Origin of the sequence: Stenotrophomonas africana (genome assembly GCF_013004645.1) — a bacterium.
GTDB classification, from domain to species: Bacteria; Pseudomonadota; Gammaproteobacteria; order Xanthomonadales; family Xanthomonadaceae; genus Stenotrophomonas; species Stenotrophomonas africana.
In genome coordinates this window covers 275,640-295,753 of record NZ_JABEME010000002.1, presented here as the reverse complement: position 1 = coordinate 295,753, position 20,114 = coordinate 275,640, and the positions used below count along the sequence as shown (strand labels likewise).

At 62.1% G+C, this 20,114-nt stretch carries 22 protein-coding genes and 2 pseudogenes; 12 read left to right on the top strand and 12 right to left on the bottom strand.

Annotation, left to right across the window (positions count from 1 at the left end; all coding sequences use genetic code 11):
* Positions 1-19: 19 nt before the first annotated feature.
* The 3 genes from HLA98_RS05580 to HLA98_RS05570 are packed head-to-tail and all read left to right on the top strand — an operon-like array spanning position 20 to position 2,285.
* The gene (locus HLA98_RS05580; RefSeq protein ID WP_049445473.1) at positions 20-310 is read left to right on the top strand and encodes a PepSY domain-containing protein; all 291 of its coding nucleotides are present in this window, start codon (positions 20-22) and stop codon (positions 308-310) included.
* Entirely contained in the window at positions 310-969 is a 660-nt protein-coding gene (locus HLA98_RS05575) for a response regulator transcription factor (RefSeq protein ID WP_049445475.1), read from the top strand. Before HLA98_RS05580 ends, HLA98_RS05575 begins: the two co-directional genes overlap by 1 nt.
* Positions 966-2,285: a sensor histidine kinase gene (locus HLA98_RS05570; RefSeq protein ID WP_057501824.1), complete on the top strand. Its 1,320-nt coding sequence runs from the start codon at positions 966-968 to the stop codon at positions 2,283-2,285. Before HLA98_RS05575 ends, HLA98_RS05570 begins: the two co-directional genes overlap by 4 nt.
* A 142-nt stretch (positions 2,286-2,427) precedes the next feature.
* Here the strand turns inward: HLA98_RS05570 and HLA98_RS05565 are convergent, their stop codons facing one another.
* Both HLA98_RS05565 and speA read right to left on the bottom strand, forming a co-directional pair.
* A complete protein-coding gene (locus HLA98_RS05565) occupies positions 2,428-2,748 on the bottom strand; it encodes a DUF6122 family protein (protein ID WP_057501823.1) in 321 nt (106 codons plus the stop codon).
* Between the two features lie 37 nt (positions 2,749-2,785).
* The gene (speA, locus tag HLA98_RS05560; protein ID WP_012512349.1) at positions 2,786-4,675 is read right to left on the bottom strand and encodes an arginine decarboxylase; all 1,890 of its coding nucleotides are present in this window, start codon (positions 4,673-4,675) and stop codon (positions 2,786-2,788) included.
* A gap of 191 nt (positions 4,676-4,866) precedes the next feature.
* Here speA and speE point away from each other — a divergent pair, with 191 nt between their 5' ends.
* Positions 4,867-5,718, top strand: a complete 852-nt coding sequence (gene speE, locus HLA98_RS05555) for a polyamine aminopropyltransferase (protein WP_049403786.1) — start codon at positions 4,867-4,869, stop codon at positions 5,716-5,718.
* A gap of 155 nt (positions 5,719-5,873) precedes the next feature.
* Here the strand turns inward: speE and HLA98_RS05550 are convergent, their stop codons facing one another.
* Positions 5,874-6,779, bottom strand: a complete 906-nt coding sequence (locus HLA98_RS05550; protein WP_024957655.1) for an aspartyl/asparaginyl beta-hydroxylase domain-containing protein — start codon at positions 6,777-6,779, stop codon at positions 5,874-5,876.
* Between the two features lie 435 nt (positions 6,780-7,214).
* Between HLA98_RS05550 and HLA98_RS05545 the strand changes: the two genes are divergently transcribed.
* Positions 7,215-7,874 carry an RIO1 family regulatory kinase/ATPase domain-containing protein gene (locus HLA98_RS05545; RefSeq protein WP_057501822.1) on the top strand — a complete coding sequence of 220 codons (660 nt, stop codon included), beginning with the start codon at positions 7,215-7,217 and terminating at the stop codon, positions 7,872-7,874.
* A gap of 103 nt (positions 7,875-7,977) precedes the next feature.
* Here HLA98_RS05545 and HLA98_RS05540 read toward each other — a convergent pair whose 3' ends face one another.
* Complete coding sequence (locus tag HLA98_RS05540; RefSeq protein ID WP_005411374.1) at positions 7,978-8,316, bottom strand: P-II family nitrogen regulator; 339 nt, start codon at positions 8,314-8,316, stop codon at positions 7,978-7,980.
* A 155-nt stretch (positions 8,317-8,471) separates the two neighbouring features.
* Between HLA98_RS05540 and ubiK the strand changes: the two genes are divergently transcribed.
* From ubiK to HLA98_RS21345, 3 genes are all read left to right on the top strand, one after another.
* Positions 8,472-8,723 carry a ubiquinone biosynthesis accessory factor UbiK gene (ubiK, locus tag HLA98_RS05535; protein ID WP_005419983.1) on the top strand — a complete coding sequence of 84 codons (252 nt, stop codon included), beginning with the start codon at positions 8,472-8,474 and terminating at the stop codon, positions 8,721-8,723.
* A gap of 126 nt (positions 8,724-8,849) precedes the next feature.
* Positions 8,850-9,284, top strand: a complete 435-nt coding sequence (arr, locus tag HLA98_RS05530; RefSeq protein ID WP_057501821.1) for an NAD(+)--rifampin ADP-ribosyltransferase — start codon at positions 8,850-8,852, stop codon at positions 9,282-9,284.
* 393 nt (positions 9,285-9,677) lie between these two features.
* Positions 9,678-9,809 (top strand): hypothetical protein, encoded by a 132-nt coding sequence (locus HLA98_RS21345; RefSeq protein WP_265340562.1) that lies wholly within the window; start codon positions 9,678-9,680, stop codon positions 9,807-9,809.
* Between the two features lie 2 nt (positions 9,810-9,811).
* On the opposite strand, the gene HLA98_RS05525 is transcribed toward HLA98_RS21345, so the two are convergent.
* From HLA98_RS05525 to HLA98_RS05505, 5 genes are all read right to left on the bottom strand, one after another.
* On the bottom strand, positions 9,812-10,249 hold the full coding sequence (locus HLA98_RS05525; RefSeq protein WP_057501820.1) for an immunity protein RhsI2 family protein: 438 nt from the start codon (positions 10,247-10,249) through the stop codon (positions 9,812-9,814).
* 233 nt (positions 10,250-10,482) lie between these two features.
* Entirely contained in the window at positions 10,483-10,818 is a 336-nt protein-coding gene (locus HLA98_RS05520) for a hypothetical protein (protein WP_129550621.1), read from the bottom strand.
* A 448-nt stretch (positions 10,819-11,266) separates the two neighbouring features.
* Complete coding sequence (locus tag HLA98_RS05515) at positions 11,267-11,632, bottom strand: hypothetical protein (protein WP_057501818.1); 366 nt, start codon at positions 11,630-11,632, stop codon at positions 11,267-11,269.
* Positions 11,633-11,687: 55 nt separating this feature from the next.
* Positions 11,688-12,290, bottom strand: a complete 603-nt coding sequence (locus HLA98_RS05510; RefSeq protein WP_057501817.1) for a DUF998 domain-containing protein — start codon at positions 12,288-12,290, stop codon at positions 11,688-11,690.
* 147 nt (positions 12,291-12,437) lie between these two features.
* Complete coding sequence (locus tag HLA98_RS05505; protein ID WP_165284671.1) at positions 12,438-12,641, bottom strand: immunoglobulin domain-containing protein; 204 nt, start codon at positions 12,639-12,641, stop codon at positions 12,438-12,440.
* A gap of 136 nt (positions 12,642-12,777) precedes the next feature.
* Between HLA98_RS05505 and HLA98_RS21390 the strand changes: the two genes are divergently transcribed.
* The 3 genes and pseudogenes from HLA98_RS21390 to HLA98_RS21205 all read left to right on the top strand — a co-directional run.
* Positions 12,778-13,407, top strand: a complete 630-nt coding sequence (locus HLA98_RS21390) for an OST-HTH/LOTUS domain-containing protein (protein WP_232015493.1) — start codon at positions 12,778-12,780, stop codon at positions 13,405-13,407.
* Positions 13,408-13,875: 468 nt separating this feature from the next.
* Positions 13,876-14,232 carry a hypothetical protein gene (locus HLA98_RS05495; RefSeq protein ID WP_057501816.1) on the top strand — a complete coding sequence of 119 codons (357 nt, stop codon included), beginning with the start codon at positions 13,876-13,878 and terminating at the stop codon, positions 14,230-14,232.
* A 45-nt stretch (positions 14,233-14,277) separates the two neighbouring features.
* Positions 14,278-14,760, top strand: a pseudogene (locus HLA98_RS21205) (cold-shock protein); the annotation flags it as partial.
* 245 nt (positions 14,761-15,005) lie between these two features.
* On the opposite strand, the gene HLA98_RS05490 reads toward HLA98_RS21205, so the two are convergent.
* The gene (locus tag HLA98_RS05490) at positions 15,006-15,779 is read right to left on the bottom strand and encodes a carbon-nitrogen hydrolase family protein (protein ID WP_057501815.1); all 774 of its coding nucleotides are present in this window, start codon (positions 15,777-15,779) and stop codon (positions 15,006-15,008) included.
* A gap of 262 nt (positions 15,780-16,041) precedes the next feature.
* Between HLA98_RS05490 and HLA98_RS05485 the strand changes: the two are divergent.
* Positions 16,042-16,947 (top strand): annotated as a pseudogene (locus HLA98_RS05485) (YifB family Mg chelatase-like AAA ATPase); the annotation flags it as partial.
* 242 nt (positions 16,948-17,189) lie between these two features.
* On the opposite strand, the gene HLA98_RS05480 reads toward HLA98_RS05485, so the two are convergent.
* The gene (locus HLA98_RS05480; RefSeq protein WP_129550620.1) at positions 17,190-17,972 is read right to left on the bottom strand and encodes a hypothetical protein; all 783 of its coding nucleotides are present in this window, start codon (positions 17,970-17,972) and stop codon (positions 17,190-17,192) included.
* Positions 17,973-18,298: 326 nt separating this feature from the next.
* Positions 18,299-19,474: a Shedu immune nuclease family protein gene (locus HLA98_RS05475; RefSeq protein WP_080392946.1), complete on the bottom strand. Its 1,176-nt coding sequence runs from the start codon at positions 19,472-19,474 to the stop codon at positions 18,299-18,301.
* Between the last annotated feature and the right edge of the window lie 640 nt (positions 19,475-20,114).

The window sequence follows — 20,114 nt, the reverse complement described above, 5'->3', positions numbered from 1 at the left end:
CCGCCCGCCCTGTGCACCGATGCTCTCCACCCTGCCCCTGCTGCTGGCCCTGGCCAGCGCCCCGACCGCCGCCGCGTCCGCACAGGACCCGGCGCAGCAGGTCGCGCGCCGCGCGGTGCAGCAGGGCCGCTACGTGCCATTGGAAAGCGTGGTGCGCGATGCACTCAAGCGCTACCCCGGCCAGCTGCTGGAGGTAGAGCTGGACGACGGCGTCTACGAAGTGGAGATCCTGCGCGGCGACGGCGTGGTGGTGGAGCTGGACTATGATGCGCGCAGCGGAAAGCTGCTGAAGACGGAGCTGGACGACTGATGCGCATCCTGTTGGCCGAAGACGATGCCGCGCTGGCTCAGCGCCTGCTGCCCCTGCTGGAACAGGCCGGCTACGTGGTGCACGCGGTTGCCGACGGGCGCGAGGCCGAGGAAATCGGCCAGATCGAGGACCTGCAGGCGGCCATCGTCGACCTGGGCCTGCCCGGGCTGGACGGATTGAGCGTGATCGAGCGCTGGCGCGGCAACGGCCGCAGCTTTCCTGTGCTGGTGCTGACCGCGCGCGGGCGCTGGCACGACAAGCTGGCTGGCTTCGATGCCGGCGCCGACGATTACCTGACCAAACCGTTCCAGGCCGACGAGCTGGTGCTGCGCCTGCGCGCCCTGATCCGCCGCAGTCATGGCCATGCCAGCCCGCGCCTGCACTGCGGGCCGCTGCAGCTGGACGTCAACGCCGGCCGCTTCGAACTGGACGGCCAAGCGCTGTCGCTCAGTCCGCAGGAGTTCCGCCTGCTCAGCTACTTCATCCATCACAGCGGCCAGGTCATCGGTCGCGATCGCCTGGGCGAACAGGTGTTCGAGGGCGGCCACGACCCGGACTCCAACGCGCTGGACGTGCTGCTCGGGCGCGTGCGCCGCAAGCTCGGCACCGATCTGATACAAACCGTGCGCGGCCAAGGCTGGCGGTTGGCCGCGCCATGAACAGGCAACGCTCGCTGCGGCGGCGACTGCTGCTGGCCGGCGGCGTCGGCCTGCTGCTGGTCTCGCTGCTGGCCAGCGCGCTGCTGGGCGAACTGTTCAAGCGCAACGCGCGTGACCGCCTCGACCACGAACTGCAGCAGGACATGCTGACCCTGCTGGCGCAGGCCGAGGTGGATGCGGACGGACAGCTGCGCCTGCGCCAGGAACCGAATGACGCGCGCTTCCAGCGTGTGTTCTCCGGCGCCTACTGGCAGATCGCCGGTGCCGATGGCCGCGTGCTGCTGCAGTCGCGCTCGCTGTGGGATGAAACCCTGCCGGCGCCGGCTACCGGGCCGGCCACGCGCAATCTGCCCGGACCGCTGCAGCAATCCCTGCGCGCACGCGTGCAGCAGGTGCGCCTGCCACGTGCCAGTGAACCATTCGTGGCGGTGGTTGCCACCGACCGCAGCGCGCTGGATGCCGATGTGGCCGCGTTCCGGCAGCGCACCGCCATCGCGTTGGGTGTGCTCGTCGCAGCGTGGCTGGCGGTGCTGGCCAGCCAGGTGCACTTCGGGCTGCGCCCGTTGCATCGCCTCGGTGCACAGCTGGAGCGCGTGCGGCGCGGTGAGGCGCAGCGCATCGAGACGCGCGGGTTGGGCGCGGAGGTCGCGCCCCTGGGTGACGAACTCAACGCACTGCTGGAGCACCAGCAGCGCATGGTCACGCGGGCACGCACCAGCGCACAGGATCTGGCGCATGCATTGAAAACCCCCTTGAGCGTGCTGGCCACCGAGGCCGACGGCGACGGTACGCATTGGCGTGCCACCGTGCGCGAACAAAGTGCGCGCATGCAGGCCAGCGTCGACCGTTACCTGGCTGCCGGACTGGCCGCAGACCATCGCCAGCGCACCAACGTGGCCGCCGTCGCGCAGGCGCTGTGCCGGCTGATGGCACGGGTGCATGGCGAACGTGGCATCGCGTTCACGGCGGCAGGCATCGATCCAGCGTTGCAGTTCGCCGGTGCCAGTGCGGATCTGGAAGAGATGCTGGGCAACCTGCTGGACAACGCCGGGCGCTGGGCGCAACAGCAGGTCACTGTCGAAGCGGAAACCAGCGAAGGGCAGCTACGCGTCGAAGTGCGCGACGACGGCCCCGGCCTGGCTGCAGACGCCCTGGAACGGGTCACCCAGCGCGGCGTGCGGCTGGATGAGCGCGAAGGGAGTAGTGGACTGGGGTTGGCGATCGTGGGGGATATCGCCGCCAGTTATGGCGGACGCGTGGCGCTGGAGAATGCGCAGCCAGGGTTGCGCGCAACGTTGTGGTTGCCGGTGGGGTGACTCGTCAACGCTGGAACGCCAGGCGGGTAGAGTCGACTGTTAGTCGACTTTCGCGCGCAGCGCGGGATTTCCCAGCACCGCAGCCAAGAGCAGTCGACTAACAGTCGACTCTACCGCCTTCGCCGGGCATTTCAGTTCCCCATCAACGGTGATGCATCCACCAGCAATCAATCGCGTCCAGCACGATGTGGATGATCAAACCGATGCCTACCAACCGCGTCTTCTTCGGCACGCACAGCCCGGCATAGAACGCGATGGCCGGTGCGGTGTGCAGCGGGTGGAAACCGATGCTGCAGCGGTTCGGTGCATAGATCGGATCGGCCAGCAGGTGGTCCAGATCGATGATCCAGCCCAGCAGCATCAGCAACCATGCCGAGGCAAAGCGCTTGCGCCAGAACAGCCATGCCAGCAGCGCTGGCACGGCGGCATGCAGGAACAGGTGGAAGATCGCGCGCGCGCTCATCTGCAACGGTGGCGCCGGGCAGGCCCGGCGCCGTCCATCAGACCAGCGGTTCGTCGGACAGGTAGGTGTAACCGGTCAGGCCGGCTTCCAGCGCCTCCGACAACTCCTGCGCGCGTTCCGGCGACAACTGGGCCTCGGCCACGCGCTGGGCATAGGTCGCGCGCAGTTCGTCCAGGCGGTAACCCACGTAGTCCAGCATCACGTCGGTGGTGTCACCACGGCGCTGCTGGGTGATCGCGTAGCCATCGGCATCGGCCAGCACTTCCACCGCGTCGGTATCGCCGAACAGGTTATGGATGTCGCCCAGGATTTCCTGGTAGGCGCCGACCATGAAGAAGCCGATGCGGTAGCTCTCGCCCGGCTTCATCTTGTGCAGCGGCAGCGAGCTGTCCAGGCTCTCGTTCTCGACATAGGTTTCCACCATGCCGTCCGAGTCGCAGGTCATGTCGGCGATGATGCCGCGACGGTCCGGGGTTTCGTCCAGGCGCTCGATCGGCACGATCGGGAACACCTGGTCGATCGCCCACACGTCCGGGATCGATTCGAACACGCTGAAGTTGACGAAGTACTTGTCGACCAGGCGCTCGTTCAGTTCGTCCAGCACCGGGCGATGGCTCTTCTCGTCATAGCTCAGGCGCGCACGCACGCCGTGGGCGATGGCGTAGAACAGATCGTCGATGCGCGCACGCTGCGGCAGGTCGATCTGGCCCAGCGCGTAGCTGGCCAGGCCTTCAGCGTGGAAATGCTGCGCTTCCTGGAACAGCTCCACCGCCGGGCGCACGTCCAGCTCGTCGTGGATCTCACGCAGGTGGCGGATCGCCGCCGGCTCGTCGTCGTGCTGGTCCGGCACGCGGCCTTCCTGCGCCTCTTCCACTTCCGAGACGTTGGCGATCAGCACCGCGTGGTGCGCGGTCATCGCGCGGCCGCACTCGGTGACGATGCGCGGCGGGGTCAGGCCGAACTCTTCGCACGCATTGGCCAGCGGCTGCACGATGTTGCTGGCGTAGGAATGCAGGCCGTAGTTGATCGAGCAGAAGCTGCGCGAACGGGTGCCTTCATAGTCCACGCCCAGGCCACCGCCCACATCGACGTGGGTGATCTTCGCGCCCAGGCGCGACAGCTCCACGAAGTAGCGGGTGGCTTCGCGCATGCCGTTGGCGATGTCGCGCACGTTGGAGATCTGCGAGCCCATGTGGAAGTGCAGCAGGTTCAGGCAGTCGGCGTACTCGGTGTCACGCAGCGACTTCCACAGGTCCAGCAGCTGGCGCGGCGACAGGCCGAACTTGGCCTTGTCACCACCGCTGTTCTGCCACTTGCCGGCGCCCAGCGACGCCAGGCGCATGCGCACGCCCAGGCCCGGCTTCACGTCCAGCGCCTTGGACTCTTCCAGCACCAGCTTCAGCTCGGACGGCTTCTCGATGACGATGAAGGTCTGCAGGCCCAGCTTGCGGCCGATCAGGGCCAGGCGGATGTACTCGCGGTCCTTGTAGCCGTTGCAGACGATCAGGCCACCCGGGCGCGACAGCGCCAGCACGGCCATCAGCTCGGGCTTGCTGCCCGCTTCCAGGCCGAAGCCTTCGCCGTGGTGGCTGGCCAGGGTGCCGGCCACGCCGCGGGTCTGGTTGACCTTGATCGGGTACACAGCGGTGTAGCCGCCGCTGTACTCCCAGTCCTGCTGGGCCTGGCCGAAGGCTGCCTGCAGCTTGCCCAGGCGCTGGCCGAGGATGTCCGGGAAGCGCACCAGCAGCGGCAGCTTGGCGCCGGCCGCGCGCGCCGCATCGACCACCTTGGGCAGCGACACCACCGGGCCGTCCGCCCCGGTCGGTCTCACCACCATGTGCCCGGCCTGATCCACGTCGAAGTAACCGTCCGCCCAATGCGGGATCGAGTAGGTCTTGCGGGCTTGGTCGAGGGACCAATCGGTCATTTCAGTCGGCCTTGTTGGCAATAAAAGGGGGGGCATGATAACGCCTATATGCCCACAGGTTCGTTATCATGCGCGCCCGCGCCCGTGACAGGTTCCAACCTGAACGGGCCGATCCGTCCGGATGTGGCATCTGTGCCACGCGGCCCCGCCCGCCAGCCCGGCTCCACCCCTCCGAACAGGACTGTTTTCCAATGACTGACAGCAACAACTGGTACATCGAACACTTCGAGCGCACCGGCTCGGCCATCGGCTACCGCATCACCGGCAAGCTGGACGAGGTGCAGTCGCCGTTCCAGAAGATCGAGATCTTCCAGACCACCGACTGGGGCAACCTGATGACCATCGACGGGGCCATCATGCTGACCAGCAAGGACAACTTCTTCTACCACGAGATGATCAGCCACCCGGTGCTGTTCACCCACGCCGCGCCGAAGCGCGTGGTGATCATCGGTGGCGGCGACTGCGGCACCCTGCGCGAAGTGCTCAAGCACAAGGGCGTGGAGAGCGTGACCCAGTGCGATATCGACGAGCAGGTCACCGTGATGGCGCGCAAGCACTTCCCGGAACTGTGCGACTCCAACGACGACGCCCGCGCCGAGCTGCTGTTCGACGACGGCGTGGCCTACATGGCCAACTGCCCGGCCGGCAGCGTGGACGTGGTGATCGTCGATTCGACCGACCCGGTCGGCCCGGGCGAAGGCCTGTTCAACAAGGCCTTCTACGAGAGCTGCTTCAAGGCCCTGAAGGACGACGGCATCCTGGTGCAGCAGTCCGAGTCGCCGCTGATGCAGCTGGACCTGATCAACGAAATGCGCACCGAGATGGGCAAGGCCGGCTTCGGCTCGTTCAAGACCCTGCCGTTCCCGCAGCCGTGCTACCCCACCGGCTGGTGGAGCGTGACCATGGCGCGCAAGGGCGACAGCAGCTTCGACTTCCGCCAGGCCGACTCGGCCGCCAAGACCTTCAACACCCTGTACTACACCGCCGCGCTGCACACCGGCGTGCTGGTGACCCCGCCGTTCGTGCAGGCGGCATTGAAGTAAGGCGTGCCGACCAACGGTCGGCACCCACCAATGCAAAAGAAAAACCCGCGCTGGCGACAGCGCGGGTTTTCTGCTTTCTGTAGAGCCGAGCCATGCTCGGCTGCTCTTCGGACAGGTTGCGATAAATCAAGCCGAGCATGGGCTCGGCTCTACAGTTACAGCGCCCAGATGCCGGCGATCACCGCCACCACCAGGCCCCACTTGATCAGCTGGTAGGCCACCACGCTGCGCTCGCGCAGCGCCTTGGCTTTCAGGCGCACCTTGTAGACGCTGCCGAATGCCTTGTTGACGCCACCGGTCGGGTCACCCGGCAGGTTCGGCGAGGCACCACCGGCCAGCAGCGTGGCCGCCACCGCACGATTGAACAGCCCCGGCAGGCCGAAGCGCAGCGGGCGGGCGATGTCGCAGAACAGGATCACGCGGTCATCGGGCGTCTCGTTGTGCGCGTGGTGGATGTAGGTCTCGTCGAACATCATCCACTCGCCATCGCGCCAGCTCTTCTTGATGCCGTCCACTTCGATGTAGCAGCCGTCGTTGTTCGGCGTAGCCAGGCCCAGGTGCAGGCGCAGCGATCCGGCGAACGGGTCGCGGTGCGGACGCAGCTCGCTGCCCGACGGCAGCTGCGCGAACATCGCCGCACGCACGTCCGGCAGCGACTCCAGCAACGCCGTGGTCTTCGGGCACATCGCCTTCGCCGACGGGTGCGACGGGCCGTACCACTTCAGGTAGAAGCGCTTCCAGCCACGGCGGAAGAACGAATTGAAGCCAGCATCATTGAACGTGCTGGAGGCAGCGATCTTCTGTGCATCGCGCAGCGCCAGCGCCTCGTCGCGGATCATCTGCCAGTTCTGGCGCAGCGGCTCCAGCTGCGGGAACTCCTTGGCCGGGTCCAGGAACGGCGTGGTCGGCACCTTCGAGAACATGTACATGACCACGTTGATCGGGGCCATGAAACTGGAGTGGTCCAGCAGCTGGCGCGACCAGCGCGCGCGGACCTTGCCACGGAAGTGGATGTACAGCACGCAGGCGACGAACAGCGCTGCAATGACGATTTTGATGATCAAAGCACTTTCCTCCAGCCGCGGCCGGAACGGGAATCGGGGCGATGCACGGCCTGGTGGCCAGCATCGGTAAGGAACGCGGCAGGGAACGGGGACGTGCCGAAGGGTGCGGCCGCCGATGTCGCGAATTAACAGCTTATGGTCGGCAGGCCGTGCGTCGGGGTCAAGCCGGACGTGCGCGACGTTCAGCGGGCCGCGGATGAACGAACCGATGCGACGCCCAACCTATTGATTCGGAAAGAACCGTCGACCAAGTGAGACATAATTGTCCGATTGAGCGCGACGAACTGTTCCAGCCACGCCCCTGACATTTCTCCGACAAATCGTGGAATAGCGAACTGGCGAGTACTAAAATTAACGAAAACTTAGTAACTCCCTGTAACACCGGTTCGCTTGACGCTTTGCGCCACCCACCGGGTCGTCCGAGACCCCGACATGTATCTTCCTGCTCTGCCCCCCTCCTCCTGCGGCGATGAGGCCGCCACCCCGCTGCTGCTCAAGCGCGGCGAACGCTTCCTGGCCCCTGACGTCTATCGCACCTGCCTGGACGGGCGCGAGGCAGTCATCAAGGACTATTCCCGCTACCGCGGCACTCCCGTTTCGCTGATCGCGCGACTGATGGTGCGCCGCGAGGCCCGCATGCTGCAGCGCCTCGGCGGCTGGAAGCACGCCCCCACGCTGCTCGGCACCCTCGGTGGCCTGGCGCTGGGCATGGAGTTCATCCCCGGCCAGACCCTGAGCACCGCACAGGCCGTCGGCAATGAGGTGTTCGAGCAGCTGCAGCACGCGCTCAGTCGTTTGCACGCCGCCGGCATCACCCACAACGACCTGCATGGCACCAACGTGGTGGTCAGCGGCGGCGTGCCCGTGCTGCTGGACTTCACCTCGGCCTGGCGCGTACCGCGCTGGCTGCGGCGCGGCCCGCTGAGCCGGCAGATGCGCCGCAGCGACATGAAGAACCTGCTGAAGATCCGCCAGCGCGTGACCGGCCAGGCGCCGAGCGCCGCGCAGGCTGCACTGGTGGCCGACCCTGGGTGGGTTGCTGCCGTGCGCCAGGGCTGGAAGCGGTTCTACAAGTGGGCCAAGCGCCGGTAAATGCTTTGCTTTGGTAGGGGTCGAGCTTGCTCGACCGCTCTACCTGCATCACGCGAAATGCAGCCGAGCATAGGCTCGGCTCTACAACATGCCGCCAAACGGGTTACAACGCGTCCGCGTCCAGCTCACCGGTACGAATACGCACCACGCTGCCCAGGTCGTACACGAACACCTTGCCGTCCCCAATCTTGCCGGTGCCGGCGGCCTTCACGATGGCCTCAACCACCGCCTCCACCTGGTCATCGGTCACCGCCACTTCCAGCTTCACCTTCGGCAGGAAATCGACCACATACTCCGCGCCACGGTACAGCTCGGTATGGCCCTTCTGGCGACCAAAACCCTTCACTTCCGTCACCGTGATCCCGGTGACCCCACGCTCGGCCAGCGCTTCGCGCACGTCGTCGAGCTTGAACGGCTTGATCACCGCCATGACCATCTTCATCGTCTATCTCCTGTCTTCCGGCGTGGAGGATAGCGCCTGAACGCGGCCCGTGCGAAGCCGCTGCCGCCTGTCCGGGCAGTGGGTGCCGGCAGTATCCTTGTGCCCGAATGGCCTGCCCGCGCCGGATGCACGGGCCCACCCCCACGGAGCACCCCATGATCGACCTGAATCAAATCGATGACCTCGCCCGTCGCCTCAGCGACCTGGTGCCGCCGGGCCTGCGCGAGTCGCGCGAGGAACTGCAGGCCACCTTCAAGAGCGCGCTGCAGGCCGGCCTGGCCAAGCTGGACCTGGTCACCCGCGAGGAGTTCGAAGTGCAGCGCGCCGTGCTGCTGAAGACCCGCCAGAAGCTGGACGCGCTGGAAACCGCCGTGCGCGAGCTGGAAGGGCGCGGCGCCGCAGAATGAAAAAAGGAGGCGCACCGCGCCTCCCGTTTACAGATTATTTCCCGGATGGGGCCTTGCAGCAAGGCCCACCGGGCGCCCTAGACTCGCCGGCCTGTCGATCCGGCAGCACAGAGAGGGGCAGCAGCGATGGCACAGGACACCGAATGGACACCCGTTTCGCATGACACCTGCGACCAGGTCGCCGGGCCGTTCTATCACGGTACCCGCGCTGACCTGGCGGTGGGCGAGCTGCTTAGTGCGGGCTTCCGCTCCAACTATCGCGACAATGTGGTGATGAACCACATCTACTTCACCACCATTGCCAAGGGCGCCGGGCTGGCTGCGGAGATGGCCCGGGGTGAAGGGCGGCCGCGCGTGTATGTGGTGGAGCCGACCGGGCCGTTTGAAGACGATCCGAATGTGACCAACAAGAAGTTCCCCGGGAATCCGACACGGTCGTATCGGAGTGCGCAGCCGTTGCGGGTGGTTGGGGAGATTACGGAGTGGGAAGCCTATGACGCGGAGTTCGTTCGGCAGTTGAGGGCGTTTGTTGCTTCGGGGAGCGGGGAGATCATCAATTGATGGAAGGAAAGACCCGTGCTTTGGCTGACGGAAGATCAATGTCTTCGAACGATGTCCGCTTTCGGCCAGAAGCGGACATTGGTTGTCGGCTACCACGTGCCGGTCAAGAGATGAGAAGGAAGCTCCTCTAGCGCACACTGCGGTGCATCCACTTCCCAATACACGAAGCAACAACCGCACCCCTCAAAGTTTTCGGGGCAGGTAGCCATGTTGTCTCGCCAGCGGTCCAACCATTGCTCGACAAGCTCCCACTCGGCATTGAACTTAGCCTCGGATCCGGCGTCGTCACCTTCACCTAGCAGGACAGTTATGGCAACTCGCGGCATTGGAGGAGAATGTCTGCTTTGGGTCGAAAGCGGAGAATAGCACCGGACTAACGCCTACGCAGTGCTGATGTCTGCTTCCGGCCAGAAGCGGACGTTCACCACAGGCGCGGATTCACAAACCGAGTCTTCGCGCCAGAAACCGGGCATGAAAAGCAAGTGGAACCGCGCCTTCATCGCGCACCGCACCGAAGCCAACTAACGCTATAACTCCTCTATCTCTATTTTTACAACGAAGTCTAGATACTGAGGAAGCCCATTTCTCAATGGACACTTAAGCTCATCGTACGCGTAGTGGATTTGAACTTTCCGTCCGATGGCGTATGCAGAAATGGAATTTGGATCATCCGTCAAGATTGTTTCCGACCTTGAACTCCCATCATTTAGAGTGAACTCGAATTCGTTTGGGTGATCGAGGCACTCCTGCCCCGCAACGTACAGGCTCGTAATTACACCCGTGACGCACTCACCCTCAATGACTCCGGACTCGATATTGGACCACCATTCCTCGCTACCAAATAGACCCTTATCGCCTTTTAATCCAAGCAATGGCATCGCGTCGTTCAACGTCAAGGATTGCGCATCTCGAATCCTGGACAGATCTTTCTCAAGATCATTGCGCAAGCTGTAGACGACCTTCATCCATCGCTCCTGACAGTGTGAGCCCGTGGTATCGGGAGATCGTATTTGATGACATTCGCGTTGAAAATATAGAGCGTAGTCCCCGCTCCAAGCACAGTTTTCACAATCTGTCCTTGTATGAAATTCATCTCACCTTCCTTGATTGGCAAATCACTGGCGCGCAAGAGCTGGATCTCTATCTGGCAATCGCCGCCGAGCATCGTTGCGCTGGCGATGGCTGAGGATCACTTAGATCAACCCGACGTTAGCAAGTAAGTTCGAGCCCCAATAAACCTCACGTCTTCACCCGTTAGATAAAGTGCACCGGTCACGCCATCAGGTAACGCCTGTACTCGCCGCCTGTTTGCATCTATTGCATCCACACCAATAGAGATGTCACGGACGTTTTCTGGAGAGGTGCACCGGCGTCCCAGTTGGATGTCTTCCAGTGTCCTCGGAATTTCATACATCGAGACAAACTTGTCTCCGACGCATATCGGGCCGCCCGTGACAACAAAACCTACGTACACCGGCTTCCCAGTGCGATCCTTGGCGATCGTCTCAACAAAGAACTCGACGGTCGAACTCATGACTGGCCTCTAGCTATTTGGATGCGCAGGACTTCTGCGATTCGTTCCAGCGTAAATTCCTGTTGCTGCGTTCGAAAAGTGCTATCAGCGCCACCCGGCATCTCATCCCGTGAAGAGCAATCGTGTTGTTCAGCCAATCAAACTAACATAATCAATTGAGCGTGCAGATATGCATCTCTAAGATCCTCGCCCCCCCCCCTGAGCCGAAGTCATCACCTGAAATGGTTCTTCATGCTCCACGTAGGTGTGTAGAGTCGAATTCTGGCGTCACACTGGCATACGTCATTTATCCGATTGATCGTGTCCGTACTCTCTTACAAGCGGATGGCTGCACATATATCGGAATCATCTGGACTGCGGGTCCGCTTTCGGTCAAGAGCGGACTCCCGCAGTGCCTCCAACCGGCCCAAGAATCTGCGTGGCCTAGAACGAAGTATCGGGCCGAACCCTACTTGAACATCTCCAACAGATCCCTGTCTTCATGCCGCTGCTCCCACGTGGAGAGAAAGCAGAAACTCGCGCCGCTTTGCATGGCAGCCTTCTGGAACCCCGCCAGTTCCTCCTTCGTAACCGGGTACTCAATCGGATCAAAGTGCAGAATCCCCCACGGCTTGACGAAAGAGAACCCGGGCATGAGTTCCGAGAAGATCGCCTTGAGCAGGGGCCGGATATTCGAAAAGTCTTTGATCGGGCCCGCGCGATTGCCAAGGGCATGGCACTGGCGACGGATGGTCCTGTCTCCACCGACCAACCGCGCAGTAAAATGGTCCTGGTGCACTTTGACGTAGATCAGCTGGCGGCGAAAAATCCTCATCTTGCTCTCAACTCCGCACGCTCAATCATCGCCCAAATGCCTGCACACCCTTCCATCAATGCGCAGGCTGCGCCGTCAGCGCGCTTGAACCCCTGCGCAGCAGGTACAGCGCAACCAGGAATGGCCACAGCGAGTTGATCGACGAGAACAGGCGCTGTGTCAGCCCCCTGAACCCATCCGGATCCGCTCCCACCACGTTCAACCAGAGATAGACGATGCCCGCGATGCTCGCCATAGCAGTCAAGGCGTACGCCCTTCGGTTGGCAGACCACGCGCTCAGTTCGATGTGCGACATCGCCGGTGCAATGACGTTTGCGATACCGATGGTGTAGAAGCCATGCATCGGATGGCCCATGGGCCAGAGCCCGTTGGTCAGCATGGAAATGCCAAAGACCAACCAGCAGATTGCACCTACGGCAATCCGGCGACCGGACTCCCGCCACACCCCGATGGAGAACGCCACGAAGCCGACACTGGAGCCGATGGCGGCGATCCTGGCGCAAATGCTTGCGAGCGTTGGCGCCTGCAGCAGCTCGCTGGCGTGCTGGGCAAGCGGGTTGTAACCCGGCGCGAGCAGGGCAGCAACGCTGGACCAGAACAGGAACCACGGAAGCGGGAGCAGACCCGCAGACAGAAGAAGTCGATTGCGGCGTAACACGTACAGTGATCCTTGTAGCGGCCTGCGCCAGTGGGTGGAGTCCGTTCAAACGCCGCAGAACCTTCCTGCTGCGGGCAGGACAGTTCCGATTGACTACAGCGGTAGTCAGATTCAGCGTGACGCCCTGCGGGGTCAATAGGCAGAAAGTCACTCACGCCCGCAAGCGATGCAGACAACAACCTCATCATTCTGGTCCAGCCTGAGTTTCCACCATCTCACGCTGTAAAGTCGACGTGTCCCATGCTCAGGTTTGCCATGTCCGTCTTCGACCAGAATGAAATTGTCGGTGCGCAGCACGAGGTGCAACTGCTTCTTGGCCGTTGCATTCTGCGACTTCAGCAGTGCGAGCAACTGATGAAGTCCATGCTGGCCTTTCAGAAGTTGTTCGGTACGCCGGAAACGCTCCCAATGGCCTTGGACAAGCGCAAAGCAGAGATCAGCGGCAAGACAATGGGGGGGGCTGGTAGGTCACCTGACTACCGAATGCGTGGTCAAAGAGGGCAGCGAAGCCCCTGGCGGCCCATCGGGTTACGACAGCAATTCAAGCTTCGTCGCTCTGCACATGGGGCTAGAGTTTCCAGAGCAATCCCATGCAACGCTGCAAGCCGACCTGCGCGATCTGGTGAATCTCAGGAACGTGCTCGTTCACCACTTCATCGAGCAATACGATATCCAGACTATCGAAGGATGCCTGGAGGCACAGGTTGCACTCAGCAGTTCCTACGCTCAGATCGACCGCCAATTTCAACGGCTGCGTGCACTTGCGGCTGATGTTGCGCGGGGAGCGAAAGCGTTTGCGGAGCTGGTTCAGTCACCCCAGTTCCATGAGTTTATGGTCAACGGCATCGCGCCTGATGGGCAGATCCATTGGCCGCTCACAGGTATTGTCAGTGCGCTGAGAAAGGCCTTCCGAGAACGGGCGATCGACGGCTGGGTGAATCTGGACACAGCCGTTCGCTGGGTAGCAGAGCACCACCCGGAACAAACCCCCAAGAAGTACGGCTGTGCCCGATGGCGGCACGTCATTCACGAATCTCGTCAGTTCGAACTGCGCCACTTCGCGCACCACGGCCAGCTCGGGGCTTGGTTCCGCGAGCGGCCAGATTCGACTGGCTAGCCAGGCGCCGCTAGTAGCAGCAATACGCTTTCGCCTACCCTGTGCTGTCGCATTTGCCGCTCCCTGCGTCTCTGGCGGAAGGTTCTGACGACTCCGTTACAGAAGCGCCGTTCCGCCAAGCACGCCAAGGCTCTCGCCGCATCCGGGGCTATGCGACAATGCCAAAAGCGTCTCGGGTTTTGGCGGCATTGCCCCCTACCCGTTGGCATTCCGAACAACAGCAGGTAATCGTTACTGCGCCACCGTGCATCGGTGGTCGGGACTCGAAAACCCGTTTTGTTGGGAAGTAGTTTGCGCTTGCCAGCCGGCACCACCGCGCGTGGTGCCGGCTGGCAATCCGTCTGCCGGCTATGGCGGGCGGGGCGTGGGGGTCTTGTACCCGCCGGTTCCCAACATCCGGTTTTCGAGCCACGCTCTGCCCGCCACCTTTATCGGTGGCGGCTTCTGCCTGCATGCACGGAGCCTGCCATGACCACGCCGCACTCCCCTCCCCCGCGCCCCATCCAGGAAGCGCGCTCAAACGCTCCGGCCCCGGATCCCAACAGCCTCATCGCCATCCTGCACGCCATTGGCGCGGGCGCTGCGGCCGATGGCCAGCCGTGGCCTGAGCGCCATCACCTGCGTAGCCGGCAGATGGCGTTGTCCGACGCCGACTGCGCACTCACCGGCCAGCGCATCGTGCAGGAGATCCTGCTGGCGGCCGAGCGCACGCGCCAGAACGGCGAGCCGGAGCAGTACGTGGGCGACCGGGTGATGGAGGGGCTGGTGATGGCCGATCTGGCGCTGACCGCCTTCATCCACGAGCGGATGCGACCCAAGGACTGAGCGCGCCTATGGCGCGAACCTTTCTGCCTGTGTGCGGGGTGACAAATGAAGAAGCACGGCTTGGCCGCTGCGGCGGTGTGCATCGCGGTGATCGGCGCGATGTGGATGGAGTGGCCCGAGCCCGCGGGCGATCAGGTGTGGGCCTACCAGAAGCTGCAGCCGGCCGATTACCGCCTGCTACACAGTGATGCGCTCGGCTTTGTGACCGCGAAGGCACACGAGGGTTTTGAACTGCATGCGCGCCATACCGGGGCAATGTCCTTCGAGATCCGGTGCAAGGGGGTTCTGGTGATGGACGTAGAGAATGCACCCTCGCGCGTGCTGATCCGCATGCCTGCCGATGCCCACTGGCGGGCACCGGATATCGAACGGCTGCGTCTCAGTTTCGAGCGGTGGCTGGATCTCCACCAGAGCCAGGGGCGGTTGCTGGTGGAGAATGCGGGGCCATCGTGGGTTGAGGCGCGGCTTGGGCGCTTTTATAGGCCGGTGTCTGATGACCAGCGATGCGTGTTCAAGGACCCAGGCCGCCCTTGGTCGGAACCTTCCTCGTGGCTTCGTCCACCCAGCGGACGACTGCAGGCAGTCGAACGAATCGCACCACCCTCTTCTGCGTTGCTCCGAACTTTCCCAAGTAGCCCACGTCTATGGCGGGCTCCTTCAAACGGATTCTTGAACGAAGTCGTGCACGTGACAGGCACACCAGTTTTTCAAGGACACTGTCTGATCGAACAGATTCTGTTCGATCAAGGCCAACTACTGAAGCCGCTTGCCAGTCAAGCTTTCCCGGCGTTGGCCCGCGCTCCCGCGATGCTCATTGCCGGGACTGCCACGGTACTACCGCTCTGTTCTGCGAGGTCATACACCACCAATGCCTCGTCTTCAGTTCCGGCGCGGCATTTCAGCGCACCACTGTTGTCCCAGGCTGCAGACTCTCCCGCCATCTCGAATCCATCGGCATGGCCAACGCCGTTGCATACCAACACGTTCATCCCAAGCTCCCGCGCGACTGTTGCGTAGTGGCGGTGAGCCCGCTCCATACCGATCATGTTCTTTGCAACACTGGCAACGTAGACCGTCGCTCCCGCGTCCTTGGCCCGCAATGCACTTTCCATCTGTAGCGACTCGAAGCAGATGGCGGGGACCAGAATTTCCTGCCCAATGGTTACTGACAGGGGCGTGGTTCCTGCCTTGAAGTAAGGCAGTTCGTCGGCGTGCAGCATCTGCTTGGTGTAGACAGCCAGTGCCTGACCGCTGCGGAAGACGAACATGCCGATCTCCGGACCATCTTTGCCGCGATATGGCCCGCCGACTGCGACCAGAATCTGGTGCCGATCGCTCAGAGACTGGAATACCTCCAGACGTGCATCATCTGCCGTCATTGCCAGCTGTTCGGCCAACCGCGGCTCATAGCCGGTGAGCGACATCTCTGGAAAGAAGACCGCTGCACCGCCACACGAGGCGGCCCGTTCAATGAAGTGCACGTGCCGTTCGATATTGCCATCGATGTCGCCAGGAGCGGATCGCATCTGTGCTGCAACAATCTTCATTCCATCCTCTCTACTCAGACGCATGCCGAAGCAAGAACCGCTTCGTACGCTGATTATGCAACCGCTCGTTGGGTGTATCCATCGGGGATCGAGGCGCGATCCTGGCGCTTCAACGAAGGGACTCCTGATGCGCAGCGAAGACTATTCAGGGCGAAGGATCGCCCTTGACCGGAATCCCCCTAGCCGTTTCACCCGCAATGCCCGATGGCGCCGTGCCGAATGCCTGCCGCACCATCGAACATCCATCTGCAGGAAACCACACATGAGCCTGGCGCTGGTCCACAGCCGTGCCCGCGCCGGGGTCGATGCCCCGCTGGTGCGGGTGGAAGTGCATCTCTCTGGCGGCCTGCCTGTCACCCAGATCGTTGGCTTGGCCGAAACCAGCGTGCGCGAATCCCGCGAGCGCGTCCGTGCCGCCCTGCTCTGCGCACGCTTCGACTTTCCGCAGCGGCGCATCACGTTGAACCTCGCGCCTGCCGACCTGCCCAAGGAGGGGGGCCGCTACGACCTGGCCATCGCGCTGGGCATTCTGGCGGCCAGCGGCCAGGTCGATCCGCAGTCGCTGCTGCAATACGAGTTCCTGGGCGAGCTTGGCCTGACCGGTGAACTGCGGCCGGTGGCCGGTGCGCTGCCCGCCGCGATTGCAGCCGCCGAAGCCGGGCGCATTCTGGTGGTACCGCCGGGGAATGCCGCTGAGGCAGCATTAGCCGAGCACGCTGATGTGCGGGTAGCGCGTACGTTGCTGGAGTGCTGCGCTGGATTGGGGAACCCACGCCTTCTACTGCCAGTAGAGCGCGTAGACACGACGCCGTTGCCGCTGCCCGATCTGGCCGACGTGCGCGGGCAGGCGCATGCGCGGCGTGCGTTGGAGGTTGCCGCAGCGGGTGGTCACCATCTTCTGCTGATCGGCAGCCCTGGCTGCGGCAAGACGCTGTTGGCCTCGCGCCTGCCCAGCCTGTTGCCGGATACCGAGGAAGCCGAGGCTTTGCAGCTGGCCGCTATCGCCTCGGTGAGCGGTGAAGGGCTGGACCCACGCCGCTGGCGGCAGCGCCCCTTCCGGGCACCGCACCACAGCGCGAGTGCGGCGGCACTGGTGGGCGGCGGCAACCCGCCCTGCCCCGGCGAGATCTCGCTGGCCCATCACGGTGTCCTTTTCCTCGATGAGCTGAAAGTTAGGTTGTCAAGTTGTCTGTAAACGCGATAGGTGTTACCAGCGCAGAGTAAGGCGCGCAAAGGAGCGGCTCACGAAACAGGACAACGTACACGCCAAGACTCCGAGAGAGTCTCAGCGGCCCGAACTTGCCCCGCAGCCCGGATGATTCTGCCCCCTGCCCCTGCCCCCTGAACGCAACCGCGAGAAATTTGCCTTTGACAACAATGACTTCAGTCCACTTGGAGCCAACGAAACATCTATAGCTTCTCGAACACTCGGTCAACACTGCTCCTTTTTGCCGACTCCTTAAGAACCCTTCGTTCAACCAATCGCTGGAGCTGCATCTCGAATGCACCGTCAAGCATCTCCTCATCCAAGACTCGATAAAGAACTAAGCTACGCCGCCTCACTAGGTTTTTGAACATCAGCTCGCGAAGCTCCGCTTCCTCAATCAGATGTCCTCTCGGAAGAATATCTAAGTGACTACCCACTTCGACGAGGATGCTCCTGCTAGTCAATCGCGCAATCAATGATGCCTCAGCTCGTTCGCGGATCCACGACCATGCAAGCAAAGCAAGAGATATCGCGAACGCATAGGCAAGAACAACCATCCCTGAAGGTGAAGCGAAGAACCGCCCTAGAAAAGGATGCTCCGCGAGCGATGGAGCTTGTGTAAAAAGGAAAGCGACAACTGCCGCGGCCACACCTGAGCTGATCTTTGGCGTCAGGTACCTTCGCGAAATATCCTGCGTTGCACTGCGCTTGAATTCGCGCTCCAATTCTTTCGCTGACGCCTGGTGCTTTTGGGCTGATCCATTCAGTGCCTCTATTAACGCAGGCAACTGCGAGAGCGGAATGAGCTCCTGGCCAGAGGTCTCACCCTGAGATCGAAGCTGGTCCAGTTCGTCCTCGATCTCCAGATAACGCTTTTGTGCCGCAGGAGAAACAAATTCGCCACCGTTCTTGTCCGGATGAAGACCAGAACGCTCCTCTCTTAGGGCGAGAATCCTCTTCTCAAGCGTCAAATCATTATGGGCCACGCTATCCTCCATCTGTCACGGACGGCTGAAGCCACCACCTGGCTTCTCAGTTGACGTGGCGCACCGGCAGCCGCACGACTTTCTGCATAGGCGCCGTATGACTGAGCCACTTCGATGCATCCTCATGTTAAGACGGCTGCAGCCGACCAACAAGCATCACAATTTAGAATTTCTATTGCTTTCAATTCCTGATCATTCGAACGAGCCCCTATTTGCTTTCGGCCAGAAGAGGACCCTATCTGTTCGGCCACGAAAGGCGGCACGTACTTACTGTCGCGCAAGAGCGGGCGGGGATGCGTCTAGTCGCCTTGGCAGCCCATCAGAGCCTATTCCGTCGATTCTACGATTAACCTCGCGCGTTCGTAGAGTTCGTCGAAGGTCAGAATGTCGGGGGAGAACAAGTGGCGTCTATAGAGCTCAAAGCTACGGAATTGATCCTCGTTTACGCCAAATTCTTTGACGAACTCCGATAGAGAGCCACACACGATGACCGAACGAGGACGCGCCACAACCGCCTCCTCTCCCGTGGGGTTTCCTTCGTCGTCATTCATCACTAGCAAGCGCTGGAACTGACGCTCCATTCCATCTACGGACATCAGAATCTGAGAAACGGCTCCCGTGAGCTCTTGCGACGGTTGCCACGTCCCTGCCCGATAGCTGGCCTTGGCAAGCAACGGGGTCCGGTGATGCTTGATCTCAACCAGGCACGCGGCGCTAATACGCCCTCGCGTCCTTAGAAGGCCATCGATACGTTTCCCGGGAGTAGCAACGGTGGAACCTGCTACCACTTGCTCTAACTTCTCATCGCTGAATCCATCTGCGGACAAATGAAACAGACCGTACCCGAAGATCCAGCGATTCCGCTCGAAGAAGGCCTGCCAAGTCGCCTCCTTGCGTCCGTTGAAGCGCTCTGCGGTCACCCGATCGAAGTGGGCGTCCTCGTGCAGAAGACGCTCGAATTCCGCCAACTGCCTGCGCCGGTATGCCACCGCCACTACGTCCCGGGATGTGGCTTCATTCGCCACAAGCTCACGTAAGGCATCTGGGTGCTTAGCGATCCAAGCCCTTGCTGCTGAATCCATGTCCACAGCGACGTGCGCGAGCGACGCTCCATCCAAGCGCAACTTTCGGGTGTTATCAAGCTGCACGTTGCTGACGAGCCGTGCGAACTCGACAAACTCAGTGATCTCTTGGCCCCGTAGATTAATGCCGTACTGCTCGTTCGGCCGTATGCCGTCTTTATAGACGCGAAAGCTTTGCAGCGTCAGATGTCTTAGGCCCTCCTGGTCGCTTGTAACGACGGCCTTGATCTGCACCTTGTCGTCATGAGTTGCTCTGATTACGATCTCACCGTCTACCGAATCGAAGCAGGATCTCTGACCATCATCAAAGACCCTAGTGACGTATCGAGCATCCGTATCCTTACTCACTCCAATCTTGAATGGTCGGGAGACATATACCCTGTCGCTGCGTTTGTTAGCCACATAGTCTTCGTCACTCATAAGCCAGCCCCCGGGGTCCAATTTAGCCAAGCATACCGAGACTCGAACGCTAGCTTAAATTGAGAGCGATTCCAAAGAGTTAGGCTATGAGCCTTGCTCGCCTGCCAGTGTCCTAGCAACCTCGCGGACATTCTTTATCCAAAGCCGGCCTTCTGCCAGAACGCGATAGAGGCAGCCCCCCCCACCGGGGTTACGCCCGGCATGCGTCCCGGTCTCTCCCCCCCCTTCAACGCGGCACTCGTTCAAGTCAAAGGATGACCGATGTGTCGCAGTACACTGTGCTCGGTGTTGCTTGCGATCTCAATGACCGTCAATGCATCTGCACCAAAGCGCTTGCATGCAGGGATGACCAGTCTGCAGCTTTACGCGGATCACGGCGCGCCGCGGTAAGCGTCCCGCTACACCATGCCGGACCGTAGGGTGAGCACAAATCGGTTCCTGCGGCGCACACCTGCCATCGCCGTTGTGCCCAAGCGAGGCGGTATCTCCCATATCAATTCCGTACGGGACTCGACCGCTTTCACCAATTGTGCAATCGACTCGTTCAGCGCACCGCGGGCCCGCCGGTAGGTTCACGCCCGGCTCCCAGGACCGGATTGCACTCCGGCTCGGCCCAGGCAAGAAATCCCACTGCTAGCGC

Coding starts and splice junctions, on each gene's coding strand:
- HLA98_RS05580 (WP_049445473.1), top strand. CDS start 20: ATGCTCTCCACCCTGCCCCTGCTGCTGGCCCTGGCCAGCGCCCCGACC.
- HLA98_RS05575 (WP_049445475.1), top strand. CDS start 310: ATGCGCATCCTGTTGGCCGAAGACGATGCCGCGCTGGCTCAGCGCCTG.
- HLA98_RS05570 (WP_057501824.1), top strand. CDS start 966: ATGAACAGGCAACGCTCGCTGCGGCGGCGACTGCTGCTGGCCGGCGGC.
- HLA98_RS05565 (WP_057501823.1), bottom strand. CDS start 2,748: ATGAGCGCGCGCGCGATCTTCCACCTGTTCCTGCATGCCGCCGTGCCA.
- speA (WP_012512349.1), bottom strand. CDS start 4,675: ATGACCGATTGGTCCCTCGACCAAGCCCGCAAGACCTACTCGATCCCG.
- speE (WP_049403786.1), top strand. CDS start 4,867: ATGACTGACAGCAACAACTGGTACATCGAACACTTCGAGCGCACCGGC.
- HLA98_RS05545 (WP_057501822.1), top strand. CDS start 7,215: ATGTATCTTCCTGCTCTGCCCCCCTCCTCCTGCGGCGATGAGGCCGCC.
- HLA98_RS05540 (WP_005411374.1), bottom strand. CDS start 8,316: ATGAAGATGGTCATGGCGGTGATCAAGCCGTTCAAGCTCGACGACGTG.
- ubiK (WP_005419983.1), top strand. CDS start 8,472: ATGATCGACCTGAATCAAATCGATGACCTCGCCCGTCGCCTCAGCGAC.
- arr (WP_057501821.1), top strand. CDS start 8,850: ATGGCACAGGACACCGAATGGACACCCGTTTCGCATGACACCTGCGAC.
- HLA98_RS21345 (WP_265340562.1), top strand. CDS start 9,678: ATGTCTGCTTCCGGCCAGAAGCGGACGTTCACCACAGGCGCGGATTCA.
- HLA98_RS05525 (WP_057501820.1), bottom strand. CDS start 10,249: ATGAAGGTCGTCTACAGCTTGCGCAATGATCTTGAGAAAGATCTGTCC.
- HLA98_RS05520 (WP_129550621.1), bottom strand. CDS start 10,818: ATGAGTTCGACCGTCGAGTTCTTTGTTGAGACGATCGCCAAGGATCGC.
- HLA98_RS05515 (WP_057501818.1), bottom strand. CDS start 11,632: ATGAGGATTTTTCGCCGCCAGCTGATCTACGTCAAAGTGCACCAGGAC.
- HLA98_RS05495 (WP_057501816.1), top strand. CDS start 13,876: ATGACCACGCCGCACTCCCCTCCCCCGCGCCCCATCCAGGAAGCGCGC.
- HLA98_RS05490 (WP_057501815.1), bottom strand. CDS start 15,779: ATGAAGATTGTTGCAGCACAGATGCGATCCGCTCCTGGCGACATCGAT.
- HLA98_RS05475 (WP_080392946.1), bottom strand. CDS start 19,474: ATGAGTGACGAAGACTATGTGGCTAACAAACGCAGCGACAGGGTATAT.